Origin of the sequence: Streptomyces daqingensis (assembly GCF_014645895.1) — a bacterium.
Classification (GTDB): Bacteria; Actinomycetota; Actinomycetes; order Streptomycetales; family Streptomycetaceae; genus Streptomyces; species Streptomyces daqingensis.
The window spans coordinates 259,846-277,336 of sequence record NZ_BMMP01000004.1 but is presented as its reverse complement, the minus strand read 5'-3'; the positions used below and the strand labels follow the sequence as shown (position 1 = coordinate 277,336).

The following is a 17,491-nucleotide window of genomic DNA, read 5'->3' as shown; positions in this document are numbered from 1 at the left end:
AGTGCACCGGGCGCCCGGTCGTGTTCCGTCTCCGGCCGGGTCAGCGCACGCCGGCACTCCTGCCCGCAAGTCCGCCTGCCCGCCCCGCGCTTGTGCCTGTGCCGCGACGCCGGGCTCCGCACCGGCCGCGTCGCACCGGCCGCGTCGCGGTGGGTGCGGCCCGCGGTGAGGGAAGCCGTCAGGACCGGAGCGGGCACCCGCCCTGCGGGGAAGCACGCCGCCGGGCCGGTGCAGCAGAGGGCCGGGGCGATGCGGTCCCCCGCAGGTGCGTGAGCGGCCGCGTGCGGCTCTGCGCACTGCCCGCACCTGCGGGGGAGGGATCCCGCCGGACCTGCTGCCCGTCAGGTCGCCCCGATCCCGTCCATCGCCGGATCACCGGCACACCCGGATCATCCGCCCAGTCCCCACTCCGCCGCGACGAGGCCGCTGGAGCAGATGGTGTCCAGGAAGTGCTGGCCCGCCTTGCCGCAGCCGTCGCCCGGCTTCACGGGAGTCCCGTGGCCCATGCCCTGCACGGTGTAGCTGCGTACGACGACGTTCCCGCCGCCGTCCTCGTAGTCGGAGCGCGTGGTGCCGCCCTCCAGCTCCTCGGTGGCGTCGGCCTCCTGGTCGGTGCCGTGCACGTCCGTCCACTGCTTCACGGACTCGTCCGCGTTGGCCGGTACGACGGTGGTGTCGCCCGTGCCGTGCCAGACGGAGACCGTCGGCCGCGCACCCGTGTGGTCGGGGGACGCCTTCCTGACGAGGTCGCCCCAGGCGGCGGCGGACTTCGTGACGCCCGGGCTCATGCACGTGAACGCCTCGGCCACCGTCGCCGCGCAGCCGTGCGGCAGGCCCGCGATGACGGCGCCCGCCTTGAAGACGTCCGGGTAGGAGGCCAGCATCGAGGACGTCATGGCGCCCCCGGCGGAGAGCCCCGTGACGAAGACCCGCGAGGCGTCGGCGTCGAGGTCGGCGACGGTCTTGTCCACCATCTGCTTGATCGACTGTCCTTCGCCCTGGCCCCGCGCGACGTCGCCGGACTGGAACCAGTTGAAGCACTTGTTGAGGTTGTTGCCCTGCTCCTGCTGCGCCGCGACGACGGAGAAGCCGCCCGCGTCGGCGAAGCTCTTCCAGCCCGCGCCCTCGAAGTACGTGGCCGCGTCCTGCGTGCAGCCGTGCAGCACGACGACGACGGGGCTGCCCGCGGGCAGCCCGTCCGGCGTGTAGCGGTACATGCCGAGGCCCCCGGGGTTGGAGCCGAAGTCCTCCACCTTCTCCAGACCGGCGGCCCGTGCCCCCGCGTCCGCGGACGGCTCCGACGACGGCGGTTCGGCGGACGCTGTCGCACCTGCCAGTAACGTCAGCGCGACCGTGGTGACGACGGTGGAGAGCAGAGCGGCTCCGCGGCGTGTGGCTCTCATAGGCGCTCCTTCGTGGGGGGAAGCGTGGGGGTGAGTCCCGTGGGGGATGCAACGACCGTAGGGGCCCGGCAGCGCCCGGCCGAACGTGTCGTACGTCCAGCTGTCCGGCTCCGCGAGTGTGGCGGGAGCACATTGGGCCGCCCTGTGAGCGCGCCTAGCTTTGCGGCATGACCGAGCAGTTCACCCCCGGCCCGCCCTCCGTCGCCCTCGACCTCACCGGGCGCACCGCCCTGGTGACCGGTGCCGCGAGCGGCATCGGCCGCGCGTGCGCGCTGCGGCTGGCAGCCGCCGGAGCGAAGGTACGGGCCGTCGACCGGGACGCGGCGGGGCTCGACGCCCTGCAGGAGACCCAGCCCGGGGCCGCCACGCAGCCCCACCCCCTCGACCTCGCGGACCCGGAGGGACTGGACGCGGCGGAACGCGCGGCCGCGGGCGCCGACATCGTCGTCAACGGCGCCGGCATCCAACTGGTCCGCCCCATCGAGGAGTTCCCGCCCGACGGATTCCGCCGCATCCTCACCCTCATGCTGGAGGCGCCCTTCCGCCTCATCCGGGGAGCGCTGCCCCACATGTACGAGCAGGGCTGGGGCCGCGTCGTGAACATCTCCTCCGTGCACGGGCTGCGCGCCTCCCCGTACAAGTCGGCCTACGTCTCGGCGAAGCACGGCCTGGAGGGCCTGTCGAAGGTCACCGCTCTGGAGGGTGCCGAGCACGGCGTCACCTCGAACTGCGTCAGCCCCGCCTACGTCCGCACGCCCCTGGTCGAGCAGCAGATCGCGGACCAGGCGGCGGCCCACGGCATCTCGGCGGACCGCGTCGTCACGGAGATCCTGCTCGCCGACTCCGCTCTCAAGCGGCTCCTCGAACCCGAGGAGGTCGCCGAGTCCGTGGCCTACCTCTGCACGCCCGAGGCGTCCTTCATCACCGGTGCCTCGCTGCCGCTCGACGGCGCCTGGACCGCCCACTGAGAACGCCCGCACCGCCGAACGGCCCGCGCCCGCTGCCCCGGTGCCGGTGCCGGCCCAATCCCGGCCCGGCCCGCCACCGGTCCCGGCGGTCACGACCGGCTCGCGCCCCTGGCGTCACGTACGTCGCACGGGTAAGCCTGTGACCATGCCCCGAGCCCTCCCCGACGCCGCCTACCTGGAACTCCTCTCCCGCCGCGCCCCCGCGGAGGCCTACGACGAGCCCCTCGCCCGGGCCCGGGCGAGCGGGGCGCCGCCCGAAGAGCTCGCCGACCTCGAGAGCGGCAAGCTCCTCGCCCTGCGCATCCGCGCGGAGCTGGAGGGCCGCAGGCGGCGCGAGGCGGAGCTGACCGCGCTCATCGAGACCGTCCACGACCTCGCCGGCCTGCGCGACCTCGACGACGTGCTGCGCGCCATCGTGCAGCGCGCCCGTTCGCTGCTCGGTACCGAAGTCGCGTACATGACGCTCACCGACCACGAGCGCGGCGACACCTACATGCGCGTCACGGAGGGCTCCGTCTCCGCGCGCTTCCAGCAGCTGCGCCTCGGCATGGGCGAGGGCCTGGGCGGCCTCGTCGCGCAGACGGCCCGCCCGTACGTCACCGACGACTACCCGGCGGACGAGCGCTTCCGGCACACCAGCCCGATCGACAGCGCGGTCGGCGAGGAGGGACTGGTCGCCATCCTCGGCGTGCCGCTCCTCCTCGGAGGGCGGGAGGTGATCGGCGTCCTTTACGCCGCCGACCGCCGGGCCCGGGTCTTCGAGCGCGAACAAATCGCCCTGCTGGGCTCGTTCGCGGCCTACGCGGCCGTCGCCATCGACAACGCCCGCCTCCTCGGGGAGACGAGGGACGCGCTCGCCGAGCTGGAGACGGCAAACGAGACCATCGAGCGGGCGAGCGACGTCCACGACAGGCTCACCGAACTCGTCCTGCGCGGCGGCGACGTGACGGACGTCGCCGGCGCGGTCGCCGAAGTCCTCGAAGGCCGCGTCGAGTTCGCGGAGCCGGTCGCCGCGTCGGCTCAGCCCGCGGTGGAACGCTCGCGCAGCGTGGGGTACGCGGTGCGTGACGGCGACGACTGGGTCACCGCGGTCTCCGCGGGCGGCGAACTCCTCGGCGCCCTGGTCCTCCAGGGCCACCCCGATCTGAACCCCGTCGACCAGCGCACCTTCGAACGCGCCGCCATGGTCACGTCCCTGCTGCTCCTCGCACGCCGTTCGGCCAGCGAGGCCGAACAGCGCGTACGCGGGGAGCTGCTCGACGAACTCCTCGACGCCGCCCGGCACGACCCCAGGCTGCTGCGCGACCGCGCGGCCCGCCTCCACGCCGACCTCGACGCCCCGCACGTACTGCTCAGCGCCCGGCTCGACGGGCAGGCCGGAGCGGACGCGGAGGAGAGCCTGGGACGGCAGCGGCTGTGGGCCGCCGCGTCCCACCTGGCCGCCACCAGGCGCGGGCTGGCCGCCGCCCGCGAAGGCGGCACGGTGCTGCTGCTCCCCCTGTCGGGCGCCGACGACCCGCGGGAGGGAGGCGCGGCACCCGCCACGCCCTCACGGCTCGCCCAGGACGTCGCCGCGCAGCTCGGCGTCGCGGCCGGCGCCCCCGTCACCGTCGGCGCATCCGCTCCCGTCCCGGCGCCCGCCGCGCAGCCCGGCGCCGTCGCGGCCGCCTACCCCGAGGCGCGTCGCTGCGTGGACGCCCTGCGGCTGCTCGGCCGGGCCGGGCACGGCGCGGCGGCCGAGGACTTCGGCTTCATCGGCATGCTGCTCACCGACAGCCGCGACGTGGGGAGCTTCGTCCGCCGCACGCTCGGCCCGGTACTGGACTACGACGCGCGGCGGGGCACCGACCTGGTCGCCACGATGGAGGCGTACTTCGCGTGCGGCATGAGCCCCGCCCGTGCGAAGGACATGCTGCACGTGCACGTCAACACCGTCGCCCAGCGCCTGGAGAGAGTGGCCAGGCTGCTGGGCGACGACTGGCAGTCCCCGGAGCGCGCGCTGGAGACCCAGCTCGCGCTACGGCTGCACCGCCTTTCGCATGCGGTCGGAGGATGAGGGGACGGCGTCCCCGGCGGGAGGGCCGACGGCGTCGTCCTCGCCGATCCGCGTCAGGTCCCGCGACCTGGTCTCCTTCGCGCAGAGGATCGCGACGACCGTGAGCAGCGCGGCCCCGATCACGTACAGCGAGATCGGCGTCGAGGAGCCGTAGTCCGCGAGCAGCGCGGTGGCGATCATCGGTGCCGGCGCGCCCGCCGCGACCGACGAGAACTGCGCGCCGATGGACGCGCCGGAGTAGCGCAGCCGCGTGGCGAACAGCTCCGAGAAGAAGGCCGCCTGCGGCGCGTACATCGCGCCGTGCAGCACGAGGCCGACCATCACGGCGAGCACGATGGCCCCGAAGCTCCTGGTGTCCAGCAGCTCGAAGAACGGGAAGACCCACAGGCCCGTTCCGACGGCACCCAGCAGGTAGACGGGGCGGCGCCCCAGACGGTCGGACAGCGCGCCCCAGGCCGGGATGACGGCGAAGTGCACCGCGGACGCGATGAGCACCGCGTTGAGCGCCGTCTGCTGGGACAGCTCCAGCTCGTTGGTGGCGTAGACGAGGATGAAGGCCGTGATGACGTAGAAGCTGATGTTCTCCGCCATACGGGCACCCATGGCGATCAGCACGTCCTTCCAGTGGAAGCGCAACACCGCCACCAGTGGCATCTTCTCCACCTGGTGCTCCCCGGTGACCTTCTTGGCCTCCGCCTTGCGGGCCTCGGCGCGGGCGCGGGCCTCCTTGAAGACCGGCGACTCGTCCACCGCCAGCCTGATCCACAGGCCGATGCCCACCAGCACACCCGACAGCAGGAACGGCACCCGCCAGCCCCAGCTCATGAACGCCGCGTCCGACAGCACCGCGGTGAGTATCGCGAGCACCGCTGTCGCCAGCAGCTGCCCGGCGGGCGCGCCCGTCTGCGGCCACGAGGCCCAGAAGCCGCGCCGCTTGGCGTCCCCGTGCTCGGAGACCAGCAGCACCGCGCCGCCCCACTCGCCGCCCAGCGCGAACCCCTGGATCAGGCGCAACGTCGTCAGCAGCACCGCAGCCGACGAGCCGATCGCGCTGTGCGTCGGCAGCAGCCCGATCGCGAAGGTCGCCCCGCCCATCATCATCAGACTCAGCACGAGCAGCTTCTTGCGGCCGATCTTGTCGCCGTAGTGCCCGAAGACGAGCGCTCCGACCGGACGTGCCGCGAAGCCGACGGCGTAGGTGAGGAAGGCGAGCAGCGTGCCGACGAGCGGGTCGGACTCGGGGAAGAAGAGCTTGTTGAAGACCAGGGCGGCTGCCGAGCCGTACAGGAAGAAGTCGTACCACTCGATCGTCGTGCCGACGAGGCTGGCCGCGACGATGCGCTTCAGGGACGAGGACGGCGTGCCGGAGGCCGCCGAACTCTTGGCGACTGTTGAGTTCTCGGGGGTCATGGCGTGACCGTAGGGACGAATCGGCTGTCGCCCCATGTGCTCGGCAGCCACAGCGGGGTGGCCGGATATCGCCTCCGGGCACACCCAGTAGGGTTCACCGCATGGCCGACGCACCGTACAAGCTGATCCTCCTCCGCCACGGAGAGAGCGATTGGAACGCGAAGAACCTGTTCACCGGCTGGGTGGACGTGAACCTCACCGAGAAGGGCGAGAAGGAGGCGGTACGCGGCGGCGAGCTGATCAAGGACGCCGGCCTCCTCCCCGACGTCCTCCACACCTCCCTGCAGAAGCGGGCCATCCGCACCGCCCAGCTCGCGCTGGAGTCCGCCGACCGGCTGTGGGTCCCGGTCCGCCGCTCCTGGCGTCTCAACGAGCGGCACTACGGTGCGCTCCAGGGCAAGGACAAGGCGCAGGTGCGCGAGGAGTTCGGCGAGGAGCAGTTCATGCTCTGGCGCCGCTCGTACGACACCCCGCCGCCGGAGCTGCCCGACGGCTCCGAGTACTCCCAGAGCGACGACCCGCGCTACGCCGGCGTCCCCAGCGAGCTGCGGCCGCGCACCGAGTGCCTGAAGGACGTCGTCGCGCGCATGCTGCCCTACTGGTTCGACGGCATCATCCCGGACCTCCTGGCGGGACGTACCGTCCTCGTCGCCGCGCACGGCAACTCCCTGCGCGCCCTCGTCAAGCACCTCGACGGGGTCTCGGACGAGGACATCGCGGGGCTCAACATCCCCACGGGCATCCCGCTCAGCTACGAACTGGACGCCGACTTCCACCCGGTGAAGCCCGGCGGCACCTACCTCGACCCGGACGCGGCGAAGGCGGCGATCGAAGCGGTCAAGAACCAGGGCAAGAAGTAGCGAAGTTTGTGATCATGCCCCTGAGCTGCGCACTCGGCGCGGCTCAGGGGCATTTTCGCGGTCTGGGCGGGCCTCGTCCGGCTCGCCGGAGGCGTCCGGGGCCGCGCACTCCCTCGGTCCGGCAGCCGGCTCAGCGCGGAGCCGTTCGACTGGCCGTCCCGGGACTCTCCGCGCACATTGAGAGCGTGGAGAGGCATTCCAGCGCTCGGCAGCCCCAGCCCGGCAGGGAACGGCAGGCGGACACGTGGGGCAGCCGGGTCACGGACGGAGGCCGCTTCGCCGGGACGCCGTCCGTGCGCCGCGTCGTGTCCCCGCTGCCGGTGGTGATGATCCTCGTCGCGATCGGGCTGGACCTCGCCACGGCCCCCACGCTGACAGGCTCGGCCCTGTTCTGCGCGGCCCCGCTCGTGGCCGCGCCCTTCTTCACGACCATCGGCACCGCGCTGATCGGGATGTTCTCGGTCGGGGGCGTCGCGCTCATGCGTGTACTCGACGAGATGTCCACCGGGCTGATGGACCTCTCCGAGACCGCTTCCACCGGTGTCGTGGCCCTCCTCGCGATCGTCATCAACCGCCTGCTGCGCCGCAGCGGGGCCGCCGTCTCCAGCGCCCGCACCATCGCCGAGGCCGCCCAGTTCGCGGTGCTGCCGGTGCCCCCCACCCAAATCGGCGGCCACCGGATCGCCGCGCGCTACCGGGCGGCGCAGATCGACGCCCGCATCGGCGGCGACCTGTACGCGGTGCAGGAGACCCCCTACGGTGTCCGGCTCGTCGTGGGCGACGTACGGGGCGCCGGCATGGACGCGGTCGGGACGATGGCGGTCGTGATCGGGGCGTTCCGGGAGGCCGCGGAGCAGGAGGCGACGCTCCAGGCGGTCGCCGCCCGCCTGGAGCGCGCCCTGCACCGGGAGGCCAAGCGCCAGCACGGCGACGCCTACGACGAGGGCTTCACCACGGCGCTGCTCGCGGAGATCCCCGTCGGCCGTCCCGGGACGCTGCGCACCGTCAACCGCGGCCATCCGTCCCCGCTGCTGCTCGCCGGCGGCGACGTCCGCTTCATCGAAGCGAGCAGGCCCGCCCTCCCCCTCGGCATGTCCGGGCTGGGCGCGGCGGCGTCCGACCGTGTCGACGAGGCCGCGTTCCCCCCGGGCACCACGCTGCTCCTCTACACGGACGGGTTGTCGGAGGCGAGGAACGCCGACGGTGAGTTCTTCGAACCGGACAGGGCGCTCGCGGGCCGCGACTTCGACGACCCGGAGACCCTCCTGGACGCAGTGCTCGTGGACGTCCACGAGCACACCGGCGGCGCCTCCTCGGACGACATGGCCCTGATGGCGCTCGCGGCGGAGCCGGAGCCAGGAGGCACGGGGCAGGGCGACCGCGACGGGTGAGCCCGCCGGCAGGAGCCGCCGACAGGGCTTCACGGCAGACCTGCCAGCCGTACCCGTGGCGGCGGTCAGGCCCCCGGGCGCCGCGCGAGGAAGACGAACTCCCGCCCCGGCCGGTCCGGAGCGTCGCGGACCTCCTCCACGGCGAACCCCTCGTCCGCCAGCTCCGCCTCGACCTCCTCGCGTTCGGGAAAGCGCAGCACCGACGTCGAGGTCAGCACGTCCCCGTCCGCCGCGAACGCGTACGTCCAGCGGATCGTCACCAGCGGTCCGCGGACGTCGAGCAGATCGACCCACGTCTCGACGCGGCCCGTACCCGGAACCTCCGTGACGCTGTACGAGGCATCGCGATTCCACCTCTCCCAGGCGCGCATCGCCGGGTTCCGGATCTCGAAGACGAGGCTCCCGCCCGGGCGCAGCGCGCCGTACACGCCCCGGAGGGCCGTCTGCCAGTCCCGGGGGTCCGCGATGGCGGGGGCGACGTTCGCCGTCATCGTCACGGCATCGACCTGCATCGGCGGAAGTGCCGCCGCGTCCCCGCAGATCCAGCGCACCCGCTCGCCGCCCGGCTTGGCCATGGCCACGTCGAGCGACGCCTGGGCGGGATCGGCAGCGGTGACCTCGATCCCGCTGCCTGCGAGCAGCAGCGCGAACGTCCCCGTCCCGCAACCGAGGTCGAGGACCCGGCGTGCGTCCAGCTCCCGGACGATGCCGAGGTACGGAACGAGGTCGCCGCGGTCCGGGTAGAGCCGGTCGTAGAGCGCGGCCAGCCGTGGGTGCCCGTACTCCTCGTCCGCCATGCGGCCGACGCTAGACGGACGCGGCACTCGCGGGCAGCTGGTTTTCCGCAGGGTGGCCGCCCCGCGTGCGCCCTCCGCCGGCGAGGGCGTTCAGACCCGGCGGTACATGATGTGCAGCCCGACGTAGCCGTGCACCGGGTGGCGGAAGCCGTCCGGGACGGTGCCCAGCACCTCGAAGCCCAGGTCCTCGTACAGCCGTACGGCTGAGGTGTTCGTCTCCACGACCGCGTTGAACTGCATGGCGAGGAAACCCTCGGCCTTCGCCCATTCCAGGCTGTGCCGGCACAGGGCGCGCCCGATCCCGCGCCCGGCGTGCGCGGGGTCGACCATGTAGCTCGCACTCGCGATGTGCGCGCCGTTGCCGCCCTGATTGCTGTACATCTTCGCGGAGCCGACCACCGTGCCGGTGTCGTCCACGGCGACCACCGTGCGGCTGGGCGGGGACAGCATCCAGAGCTCCCGCCCGGTGCCGCTGTCCGTGTCCGGGGCGTAGGAGAAGGTGTCGCCTGCCGCGACGATCTCGTGGAAGAACGGCCAGACGGCGTTCCAGTCGTCAGGGGTCGCTTCTCTGATCAGCACGGACAGAGCGTCGCAGCAACGCACGCCCTCGCGCCAACCCGTCTCACGGCGAGCCACCGGCAGCGGGTCCCCGGCAGAGGCCTGTCGGAGCAACGGTCCTGAACTCGTTCTCCGCACGCACCCGGTACCAGGTCGTGTTGCCGTGGACGTCCTCGCCCGTCACGTAGCAGGAGATCGGGACCTTGGTGCCGGGCCCGAACCTCGCGACCCCCGAGACCGACTCCCTCGGTGCCGACCGCTCGGTGAGCTCGCTGACGTCGCCGCGCACCGTGGCGTACGGCGCGGCCGGTGTGGCGGTCTCCTCGCCCTCTCCGTCCGCGACCTCGCTGTCACCGGAGACGTCGCCCTGGCCGACGACGTTCTCGTTGCCGAGGACGACCTGGTTGTTGTCCCCCGTGGCTGTGGTGGCCGTGGTGGCCGTTCTCGGCCTCGTCGGCAGCGAAGGCGGCCGACGCGCTCCCGCCCGCCGGAGTCAGCGCGGCCACCATGGTCACGGCGATCCGCATCTTGTTCGTCTCATATCGATTCCTTTCGGTGAGGAATACGCAGAGCAGAACCTGCACCAAATGCGGACAGAAGCGATCGTATGATTATTGGTCTGAACGTGAGTGTGCCGCAGACGCCGGTTTCCCTTCCGGACGCGAACAGGCCGGAGGCCCTGCCCCGTCGAACTGGGCAGGGCCACCGGCAGCCGCAGCCACCGCGGCGGCGCCCCCTGGGACGGCCCCGGGACAGGCCCGCGGCCGGCGCTGGCCCCTCGGCGCCCGCCGCTCGCCCGTACTCCGCGACCGCCCCGTCCGCGGCGGCGAATCAGCCGCAGCTTCCCCCGCACCGGCAGGGACCGCCGGACTGGCATCCGCAGCCGCATCCCGAACCGCACCCGCACGCCCCCAGTACGTGCTGGGACGGACGGCTGAGGCCCTGTGCGGCGGCGGGCGGCGCATCGGTTCGATCGGCCATGGTTCCCTCCTCTTCCTCCCCCGGTCGCCGTCCAGCCTCAAGCGGGACACATGGGCGCATCAAGGGCGCGCCGTTGCACGGAGTGCGTCATGCGGGAGGGCGAGGGCCCGGGACGGCGGCCACCGCGGCCGCCACCGCCGACGGGGAGCGAGGAGGCGCGGTCAGCGCACTCAGGCGCCCTCGACCGGAGCTGTGCCGTCCGCGGCGGCTGCCATCGCGGGGTCGATCTCGTCCGCGTAGTCGCCCGTGACGAGGTAGACGACGCGTCGGGCGACGGACACGGCGTGGTCCGCGAACCGCTCGTAGTACCGGCCGAGCAGCGTGACGTCCACGGCCGTCTCGATGCCGTGCTTCCAGCGGTCGTCCATGAGGTGCTGGAAAAGGGTGCGGTGCAGGTCGTCCATCGCGTCGTCGTCCTGCTCCAGCTGCAGCGCCAGATCCACGTCCTTGGTGATGATCACCTCGGCCGCCTTCGCCATCAGCCGCTGCGCCAGCTGCCCCATCTCCAGCAGCGTCGCCTGCAGGTCGCGCGGTACGGGCGAGTCCGGGAAGCGCAGCCGGGCCACCTTGGCGACGTGCTGCGCCAGGTCGCCCGAGCGCTCCAGGTCGGCGCTCATCCGCAGCGAGGTGACGACTATCCGCAGGTCCGTGGCGACGGGCTGCTGCCGGGCGAGCAGCTGGATGGCCTTGGTCTCCAGGTCGCGCTGCAGGTCGTCGACCTTCTCGTCCGCCGCGATGACGCTCTCGGCCAGCTTCAGGTCCGCGTCCAGCATCGACGTGGTGGCACGGCCGACGGCGGAGCCGACGAGCCGGGCCATCTCGACCAGGCTGTCGCTGATCGAGTCCAGCTCCTCGTGGTAGGCGTCCCGCATGACAGTCCTTCCCTTGCATGGGTCTCCCGACGGAGGGCCCGCGGGCCCGCGGCCCTCCACGCTCCCACGCTGCGTCCGGAATGCGTCCGCCGCCGACCCCCGAAGTGAACCGGCCACGGCCTCAAGGTGAACTCTGGGGGACGAGTGTTCGAGCCGCCCGGGGTTCCGCTGGGGCACCGCTCCCCGGCATGCATAGCCTGGTGGCATGAACGTGAATGCGGCGGTCGCCGCAGCGGCTGCGATCGCCGGGGTGTGCACCGGCGTGATCGCGATGCTGGCGTTCCGCTGGAGCGAACGCGAGCAGGCCCGTCCCACCCGTTCCTCACTGCACACCGAGGCCGTGCTCCCGCCCGGCGTCGACACCGTCCTCTCCGTCCTCCGCTCCTCCGCGGTCGTCCTCGACGAGGCGGACTCCGTGGTCAAGGCCAGCTCCGCCGCTTACGCGCTGGGGCTCGTGCGGGGCGGCAAGCTCGCCGTCGAACCGATGCTGCAGATGGCACGCGACACCCGCAGGGACGGCGAGATACGCCAGGTCGAACTCGACCTCCCCAGACGCGGTACGGGCAGGGGAGAGGCGCTCGCCGTCTCCGCGCGGGTCGCCCCGCTCGGCTCCCGCCTGGTGCTCCTGCTCGTCGAGGACATGACGGAGGCCCGCCGCATCGAGGCCGTCCGCCGCGACTTCGTCGCGAACGTGAGCCACGAGCTGAAGACCCCCGTGGGCGCCCTCTCCCTCCTCTCCGAAGCCGTACTGGACGCGGCGGACGACCCGGAGGCCGTGGAGCGCTTCGCAGGCCGCATGCAGTACGAGTCGACGCGGCTGACGAGCCTCGTCCAGGAACTGATCGACCTCTCGCGCGTACAGAACGACGACCCGCTCGAGGACTCCGAGCCGGTGGGCGTGCACGAACTGGTCGCCGAAGCCGTCGACCGGTGCCGCCAGTCGGCCGACAGCAAGCAGATCACCCTCGCCTCCCCGGCGGCCGCCTCCGGGACAGGGAACGGCCTGTACGTCTGGGGCAACCGCAGCCAGCTCGCGGCCGCCCTCGGCAACCTCGTGGAGAACGCCGTGAACTACTCGCCGGCGCGCACCCGGGTCGGCATCGCCGGCCGCCGGGTGGCCGCCCAGGGCGGGGACCTGATCGAGATATCCGTCAGCGACCAGGGGATCGGCATATCGGAGCGGGACAAGGAGCGGGTCTTCGAGCGCTTCTACCGCGTCGACCCGGCCCGCTCCCGCGCCACCGGCGGCACCGGCCTGGGCCTGGCCATCGTCAAGCACGTGGCCGCCTCGCACGGCGGGGAGGTCACCGTGTGGAGCGTCGAAGGGCAGGGCTCCACGTTCACCCTGCGGCTGCCGGAGGCCGGCGGCGCGCGGGACCGCACGGAGGAGGAGAAGCGCGGCCGCGGCCGCCTCTCGGGAGCGCTGCGCAAGCCCGCCGAGTACGAGTACGCCGAAGAGTTCGACGACCCGGACGACGATGCGGAGGACGACCCGGACGCCGACGCGGACGACGGCGCGCACGGACCGGACGACCCGTCCAACCCGTCCGGCGAGGCCGCCCCGCACCGCGACGACCCCCACGGCTCCCACGACCCCCGGACCCGGAACGGCGCCGCCGGTACCGCCGCTCCCGCCCGCTCCACGCCCATGCCCACACCCCCCGCAAGCTCTTCGGCGCGCGAGCTGTCCCGCGCCTACGAACCCGCCCCGGAGGTCCTCCCGTGACCCGAGTGCTCGTCGTCGAGGACGAGGAATCGTTCAGCGACGCACTGTCCTACATGCTGCGCAAGGAAGGCTTCGAGGTCGCCGTCGCGTCCACGGGGCCCGACGGGCTGGACGAGTTCGAGCGCAACGGCGCCGATCTGGTCCTGCTCGACCTGATGCTGCCCGGCCTGCCGGGGACGGAGGTCTGCCGTCAGCTGCGCGGCCGCTCCAACGTCCCGGTCATCATGGTGACCGCCAAGGACAGCGAGATCGACAAGGTCGTCGGGCTGGAGATCGGAGCCGACGACTACGTCACGAAACCCTTCTCGTCCCGCGAACTCGTCGCGCGGGTGCGGGCCGTGCTGCGCCGCAGGGGCGAACCGGAGGAGGCCGCCCCCGCCGCCCTGGAGGCCGGTCCGGTGCGGATGGACGTCGACCGGCACGTCGTCACCGTCTCCGGCGGCAAGGTCGATCTGCCGCTGAAGGAGTTCGACCTGCTGGAGATGCTGCTCCGCAACGCCGGCCGGGTCCTGACGCGCATGCAACTGATCGACAGGGTCTGGGGCGCCGACTACGTGGGCGACACCAAGACGCTGGACGTCCACGTCAAGCGCCTCCGGGCCAAGATCGAGCCCGACCCGGGCGCACCCCGCTACCTGGTCACGGTCCGGGGCCTCGGCTACAAGTTCGAGCCGTAGAGCGCAGGCGGGGCGCGGACCCGGCGCTGTCCCGGGCCCGCACGCCCGTCCCGCCCGCCGCACGCCCGCCGCACGGAGCGCACGGAGGCACGAGAAGGCCCCGCCCGTACGGACTGCACCGTACGGGCGGGGCCTCTCACACCTGCGCCGGGAAGGCGCCCAGGGGTCAGTGCGAGGCGCCGTGGCCGGCGGCCTCGTCACCTTCCTCGCCGGAAGGCGACTCCGGCTTCTGCGCCGCCTCGCCCTCGCCGGGCTTCTCCGACTCGGACTCCGACTCCGGCTCGCCCTCGGACTCCGAGGGCGACGCGGACGGGGAGCCGGAGGCGTCGCCCGGCGAGGGCGCCGCGCTCGGCCCGAACTTCTCGTAGTCGCCGTGCGGCGGCACCACGGTCGCCCGCAGCGTCACCTTGCCCGTGCGGCTCAGCACGAAGGAGACGGCCTGCGCGTTGCCGTTCTCCACGGAGGAGGCGGCGCTCTGGGGAAGCTCTGCGGAGGCGTTGTCCTTGCCGCCGAGGGCGAGCGACCCGCCGGCCGGCACGGTCAGCTCCTTCTCGCCCTTCGCGGGGCTGAGCTCCACCCGGGCGCCGGCGCCCTTGACCTTGATCGACGTCAGGGTCTCGTCCTTGGTGCCGCCGTTGAAGATGCGGCCGGTCACCACGGACGGACCGGAGCCGTCCTCGGAGGTGATGACGTTGACGTTCTGGATCTTGACGTCGCCCACGGAGGTCGCCGCGTTGTCCGGCTTGACCTCCAGGGTCTGAGCGTCCTTCCCGGCGCCGCAGGCGGACAGTGCGGCTACGGCGAACGCGAGGGCTGTGGCGGCGAGGGTGCCGCGTCGAATGCTGCTGCTCACGGCGGCGGCAACTCCTGGGCGGGTCGTGGCGACCGGACTGCGAGCCGGTCGCGGACGGGCAGGTTCCCCGCCCGGAGGCGGGTGCGCCGTGTCGACGTGGGGTCCGGGACGCCGACATTGGGCGCGATCAGGTTACCGAGCCTCTGTCGGGGGCCCGCACCCGACCCTCCTGGGCGGGCCGCCGCGGGTGCGTCCGACTGCTCTGCGGGGAGCCCGCCGCGTATCTCTCCGAGGCCGTTTCCGGGGAAAGAATGCGAACGGCTTGTGAATTGATCAGCGGAACTGCTGATCAATTATTGAGAAAGTCCTCGGAACGTCACAGAGGGCCGAACGAGCGACGACTTACAGCCGGACAAAACGGACGGTGGGCGCTTTCCGGCGCACCTTCTTCGCTGGTGTCGGTGATGTTTCGCTCCGCTCACAGAAGTGCCCCGACCTGCGAATACCTGTCCGAACGCGGTGGCCGCAGCACGTAACCGGTGTGCTTGTCAAGCCCCGAGATGCGGCCTGACCTGCGAAAACGCCATTCAGAAGAGCCCGATTCCGTGTTACTCTGGATAGTCACGGAAGGGGTACCTGACACATGACGTTCAAGGTTGGCGACACCGTGGTCTATCCCCATCACGGGGCCGCGCTGATCGAGGCTATCGAAACTCGCCAGATCAAAGGCGTGGACAAGACCTACTTGGTTCTGAAGGTTGCGCAGGGCGACCTGACGGTGCGTGTGCCGGCGGACAATGCGGAGTTCGTGGGCGTACGCGATGTTGTCGGTTCGGACGGGCTGGACAAGGTCTTCGAGGTGCTCCGCGCGCCGTATGCCGAAGAGCCCACCAACTGGTCCCGGCGCTACAAGGCGAATCTCGAGAAGCTCGCGTCCGGCGACGTGATCAAGGTGGCGGAGGTCGTCCGCGACCTGTGGCGCCGTGAGCGCGAGCGCGGGCTCTCCGCGGGTGAGAAGAGGATGCTCGCCAAGGCGCGCCAGATCCTGGTGAGCGAGCTCGCCCTCGCGGAGAACACCAACGAAGACAAGGCCGAAGCGCTGCTCGACGAGGTCCTCGCTTCCTGACCGGATGATCTGCCGGCCACGGGGCGCGCGACGGGTGCGGCAGTCGGACGGACATCAGGCCGTAAGGCGTGAGCAGCCCGATGCAGTAGAGCAAGCCGGCAGCGTTATACGAGAGCAAGGCTGTGCCGCAGTGCCCGAGTGACGTAGTTCAGTCGCCGGGCGCTGCGGCATGTCTGCGGTCAGAGCGTGCAGGCATGCCTACGTCATCCGGCGAATCCCGGCTTCGTTCAGTAACGTTCTCCCCGCCCGCCGCGTACGACGCGGCCTTTCACAGTTGCTCTGGTGCGTGCCGGGCCCGGGCAACTGCCTCGACCGGAGTTCACGGAAGGGCCGGTCAAGGCTCGCGCCCGGCACGCCCCCAACCTACGGCCGGGGGTATCCCTGGCCATACCCACCCCGGCTGAGGACACAAACCTGAACGTGCAACCGATGTCAATCCAATCCGCGGGCGAGTCGCCGACCGGTGCGGCGCCGGCGTCCGGAGCACCCGACGGCGCACCCGGCGCCGACCCCCGCACCGCACCGGATCCGGCGTCCCCGCAGGGCGGGCACCGCACCGCCGCGATCATTCCGGCCGCGGGCCGCGGAGTCCGCCTGGGTCCCGGAGCGCCCAAGGCGCTGCGCACGCTGAGCGGCACCCCGATGCTGGTGCACGCCGTACGGGCGATGGACCGTGCACGGGCCGTCTCGCTGATCGTCGTCGTGGCGCCGCCGGACGGAGCCGACGAGGTGCGGCACCTGCTCGACGAGCACACGTCGCTGGCCCCGGGCGGCGAACTCCCCGCCACCGACGTGCTGGTCGTCCCCGGCGGTGAGACCCGCCAGGACTCCGTCCGCCTCGGCCTCGCCGCCCTGCCCGGCGACGTCGACGCGGTGCTGGTGCACGACGCCGCGCGTCCGCTCGTGCCGGTCGACACGGTCGACGCGGTGGCGGCGGCCGTACGGGAGGGGGCGCCGGCCGTGGTGCCGGCGCTGCCGGTGCCGGATACCGTCAAGGAGGTCGAGCCCCGCCCGGGCGGCGGCCCGGAACCCGTGACGGGCACCCCGGAGCGGTCCCGGCTGCGGGCGGTGCAGACACCGCAGGGCTTCGCCTTGAAGGTGCTCGCCGCGGCGCACGAGCAGGTGGCCCGGGAAGGCGACGGCGCCACGGACGACGCCGGCATGGTGGAGCGCCTGGGGATCGAAGTGGTGGTCGTCCCGGGACACGAGGAGGCGTTCAAGGTGACGCGCCCGCTCGACCTCGTGCTGGCCGAGGCCGTGATCGCGAGGAGGCGCGCCACCGATGGCTTCTGAGGACTCCCGGCAGCGGACCGGTCACGCGGCGGCGACGCCGGTGCTTCCGCTGGTCGGCATCGGAACCGACGTGCACGCCTTCAAGGAGGGTCGCGAACTGTGGTGCGCGGGCCTGCTCTGGGAGGGCGAGCGCTTCGGCCTGGACGGGCACTCCGACGGGGACGTCGCCGCGCACGCAGCCTGCGACGCCCTCTTCTCCGCCGCCGGCATCGGCGACCTCGGCGCCCACTTCGGCACCGGCCGCCCCGAGTGGTCCGGTGCCTCCGGCGTCACGCTGCTCACGGAGGCGGCGCGGCTCGTACGGGCCGAGGGGTTCACCGTCGGCAACGTCGCGATCCAGGTGATCGGCGTCCGGCCCAAGATCGGCAAGCGCCGGGCGGAGGCGCAGCGGGCACTGTCGGACGCGGTCGGCGCGCCGGTGGCGGTCTCCGGCACCACGACGGACGGGCTGGGCCTGACGGGGCGGGGCGAGGGGCTGGCCGCGATGGCGACGGCTCTGGTCGTGCCGCTTCCCTGACTCGCTTCCGGGACCCGCTTCCGTGATCCGTCGGCCGCGGCGTCCGGGACAGTGCCGTGCGGC

At 72.5% G+C, this 17,491-nt stretch carries 17 protein-coding genes; 10 read left to right on the top strand and 7 right to left on the bottom strand.

Features of this window, described 5'->3' with window-relative positions; all coding sequences use genetic code 11:
- Positions 1–389: 389 nt before the first annotated feature.
- On the bottom strand, positions 390–1,403 hold the full coding sequence (locus IEY56_RS08335) for an extracellular catalytic domain type 1 short-chain-length polyhydroxyalkanoate depolymerase (protein ID WP_229711711.1): 1,014 nt from the start codon (positions 1,401–1,403) through the stop codon (positions 390–392).
- Between the two features lie 167 nt (positions 1,404–1,570).
- On the opposite strand from IEY56_RS08335, the gene IEY56_RS08330 reads away from it, so the two are divergent.
- On the top strand, positions 1,571–2,371 hold the full coding sequence (locus IEY56_RS08330; protein WP_189036455.1) for a 3-hydroxybutyrate dehydrogenase: 801 nt from the start codon (positions 1,571–1,573) through the stop codon (positions 2,369–2,371).
- Positions 2,372–2,516: 145 nt separating this feature from the next.
- Positions 2,517–4,427, top strand: a complete 1,911-nt coding sequence (locus IEY56_RS08325) for a helix-turn-helix domain-containing protein (protein ID WP_189036454.1) — start codon at positions 2,517–2,519, stop codon at positions 4,425–4,427.
- Here the strand turns inward: IEY56_RS08325 and IEY56_RS08320 are convergent.
- The gene (locus IEY56_RS08320; protein WP_189036453.1) at positions 4,389–5,837 is read right to left on the bottom strand and encodes an MFS transporter; all 1,449 of its coding nucleotides are present in this window, start codon (positions 5,835–5,837) and stop codon (positions 4,389–4,391) included. The two genes, IEY56_RS08325 and IEY56_RS08320, sit on opposite strands and share 39 nt — an antisense overlap.
- Before the next feature lie 101 nt (positions 5,838–5,938).
- Between IEY56_RS08320 and IEY56_RS08315 the strand changes: the two genes are divergently transcribed.
- Positions 5,939–6,697, top strand: coding sequence for a phosphoglyceromutase (locus IEY56_RS08315; protein WP_189036452.1), 759 nt, complete (start codon positions 5,939–5,941; stop codon positions 6,695–6,697).
- Between the two features lie 185 nt (positions 6,698–6,882).
- Positions 6,883–8,088, top strand: coding sequence for a PP2C family protein-serine/threonine phosphatase (locus IEY56_RS08310; RefSeq protein ID WP_229711710.1), 1,206 nt, complete (start codon positions 6,883–6,885; stop codon positions 8,086–8,088).
- 65 nt (positions 8,089–8,153) lie between these two features.
- On the opposite strand, the gene IEY56_RS08305 is transcribed toward IEY56_RS08310, so the two are convergent.
- Complete coding sequence (locus IEY56_RS08305) at positions 8,154–8,885, bottom strand: class I SAM-dependent methyltransferase (RefSeq protein ID WP_189036451.1); 732 nt, start codon at positions 8,883–8,885, stop codon at positions 8,154–8,156.
- 90 nt (positions 8,886–8,975) lie between these two features.
- On the bottom strand, positions 8,976–9,464 hold the full coding sequence (locus tag IEY56_RS08300) for a GNAT family N-acetyltransferase (protein WP_189036450.1): 489 nt from the start codon (positions 9,462–9,464) through the stop codon (positions 8,976–8,978).
- A gap of 182 nt (positions 9,465–9,646) precedes the next feature.
- On the opposite strand from IEY56_RS08300, the gene IEY56_RS08295 reads away from it, so the two are divergent.
- Positions 9,647–10,054, top strand: coding sequence for a hypothetical protein (locus tag IEY56_RS08295; protein ID WP_189036449.1), 408 nt, complete (start codon positions 9,647–9,649; stop codon positions 10,052–10,054).
- 220 nt (positions 10,055–10,274) lie between these two features.
- Here the strand turns inward: IEY56_RS08295 and IEY56_RS29050 are convergent, their stop codons facing one another.
- Positions 10,275–10,484, bottom strand: a complete 210-nt coding sequence (locus IEY56_RS29050; protein WP_074467999.1) for a hypothetical protein — start codon at positions 10,482–10,484, stop codon at positions 10,275–10,277.
- Between the two features lie 110 nt (positions 10,485–10,594).
- Positions 10,595–11,296, bottom strand: coding sequence for a phosphate signaling complex protein PhoU (phoU, locus tag IEY56_RS08290; protein ID WP_189036448.1), 702 nt, complete (start codon positions 11,294–11,296; stop codon positions 10,595–10,597).
- Positions 11,297–11,501: 205 nt separating this feature from the next.
- Here phoU and IEY56_RS08285 point away from each other — a divergent pair, with 205 nt between their 5' ends.
- Positions 11,502–13,022, top strand: coding sequence for a sensor histidine kinase (locus IEY56_RS08285; RefSeq protein WP_229711709.1), 1,521 nt, complete (start codon positions 11,502–11,504; stop codon positions 13,020–13,022).
- 5 nt (positions 13,023–13,027) lie between these two features.
- Positions 13,028–13,699: a two-component system response regulator PhoP gene (gene phoP / locus IEY56_RS08280; RefSeq protein WP_506004086.1), complete on the top strand. Its 672-nt coding sequence runs from the start codon at positions 13,028–13,030 to the stop codon at positions 13,697–13,699.
- A 166-nt stretch (positions 13,700–13,865) separates the two neighbouring features.
- On the opposite strand, the gene IEY56_RS08275 is transcribed toward phoP, so the two are convergent.
- The gene (locus IEY56_RS08275) at positions 13,866–14,552 is read right to left on the bottom strand and encodes a copper chaperone PCu(A)C domain-containing protein (protein WP_189036447.1); all 687 of its coding nucleotides are present in this window, start codon (positions 14,550–14,552) and stop codon (positions 13,866–13,868) included.
- 583 nt (positions 14,553–15,135) lie between these two features.
- Between IEY56_RS08275 and IEY56_RS08270 the strand changes: the two genes are divergently transcribed.
- The 3 genes from IEY56_RS08270 (at position 15,136) to ispF (ending at position 17,428) form a co-directional block, all read left to right on the top strand.
- Positions 15,136–15,618: a CarD family transcriptional regulator gene (locus IEY56_RS08270; protein ID WP_045861969.1), complete on the top strand. Its 483-nt coding sequence runs from the start codon at positions 15,136–15,138 to the stop codon at positions 15,616–15,618.
- Between the two features lie 429 nt (positions 15,619–16,047).
- Positions 16,048–16,911: a 2-C-methyl-D-erythritol 4-phosphate cytidylyltransferase gene (gene ispD / locus IEY56_RS08265; protein ID WP_189036446.1), complete on the top strand. Its 864-nt coding sequence runs from the start codon at positions 16,048–16,050 to the stop codon at positions 16,909–16,911.
- Positions 16,901–17,428, top strand: a complete 528-nt coding sequence (ispF, locus tag IEY56_RS08260) for a 2-C-methyl-D-erythritol 2,4-cyclodiphosphate synthase (protein WP_189036445.1) — start codon at positions 16,901–16,903, stop codon at positions 17,426–17,428. The genes ispD and ispF overlap by 11 nt, the downstream gene beginning before the upstream one ends.
- The last annotated feature ends 63 nt before the right edge of the window (positions 17,429–17,491 follow it).

What these genes read in the sequence shown, in the direction of transcription:
- IEY56_RS08335 (WP_229711711.1), bottom strand. Translation starts at nt 1,403, where the DNA reads ATGAGAGCCACACGCCGCGGAGCCGCTCTGCTCTCCACCGTCGTCACC.
- IEY56_RS08330 (WP_189036455.1), top strand. Translation starts at nt 1,571, where the DNA reads ATGACCGAGCAGTTCACCCCCGGCCCGCCCTCCGTCGCCCTCGACCTC.
- IEY56_RS08325 (WP_189036454.1), top strand. Translation starts at nt 2,517, where the DNA reads ATGCCCCGAGCCCTCCCCGACGCCGCCTACCTGGAACTCCTCTCCCGC.
- IEY56_RS08320 (WP_189036453.1), bottom strand. Translation starts at nt 5,837, where the DNA reads ATGACCCCCGAGAACTCAACAGTCGCCAAGAGTTCGGCGGCCTCCGGC.
- IEY56_RS08315 (WP_189036452.1), top strand. Translation starts at nt 5,939, where the DNA reads ATGGCCGACGCACCGTACAAGCTGATCCTCCTCCGCCACGGAGAGAGC.
- IEY56_RS08305 (WP_189036451.1), bottom strand. Translation starts at nt 8,885, where the DNA reads ATGGCGGACGAGGAGTACGGGCACCCACGGCTGGCCGCGCTCTACGAC.
- IEY56_RS29050 (WP_074467999.1), bottom strand. Translation starts at nt 10,484, where the DNA reads ATGCGCCCATGTGTCCCGCTTGAGGCTGGACGGCGACCGGGGGAGGAA.
- phoU (WP_189036448.1), bottom strand. Translation starts at nt 11,296, where the DNA reads ATGCGGGACGCCTACCACGAGGAGCTGGACTCGATCAGCGACAGCCTG.
- IEY56_RS08285 (WP_229711709.1), top strand. Translation starts at nt 11,502, where the DNA reads ATGAACGTGAATGCGGCGGTCGCCGCAGCGGCTGCGATCGCCGGGGTG.
- IEY56_RS08270 (WP_045861969.1), top strand. Translation starts at nt 15,136, where the DNA reads ATGACGTTCAAGGTTGGCGACACCGTGGTCTATCCCCATCACGGGGCC.
- ispD (WP_189036446.1), top strand. Translation starts at nt 16,048, where the DNA reads ATGTCAATCCAATCCGCGGGCGAGTCGCCGACCGGTGCGGCGCCGGCG.
- ispF (WP_189036445.1), top strand. Translation starts at nt 16,901, where the DNA reads ATGGCTTCTGAGGACTCCCGGCAGCGGACCGGTCACGCGGCGGCGACG.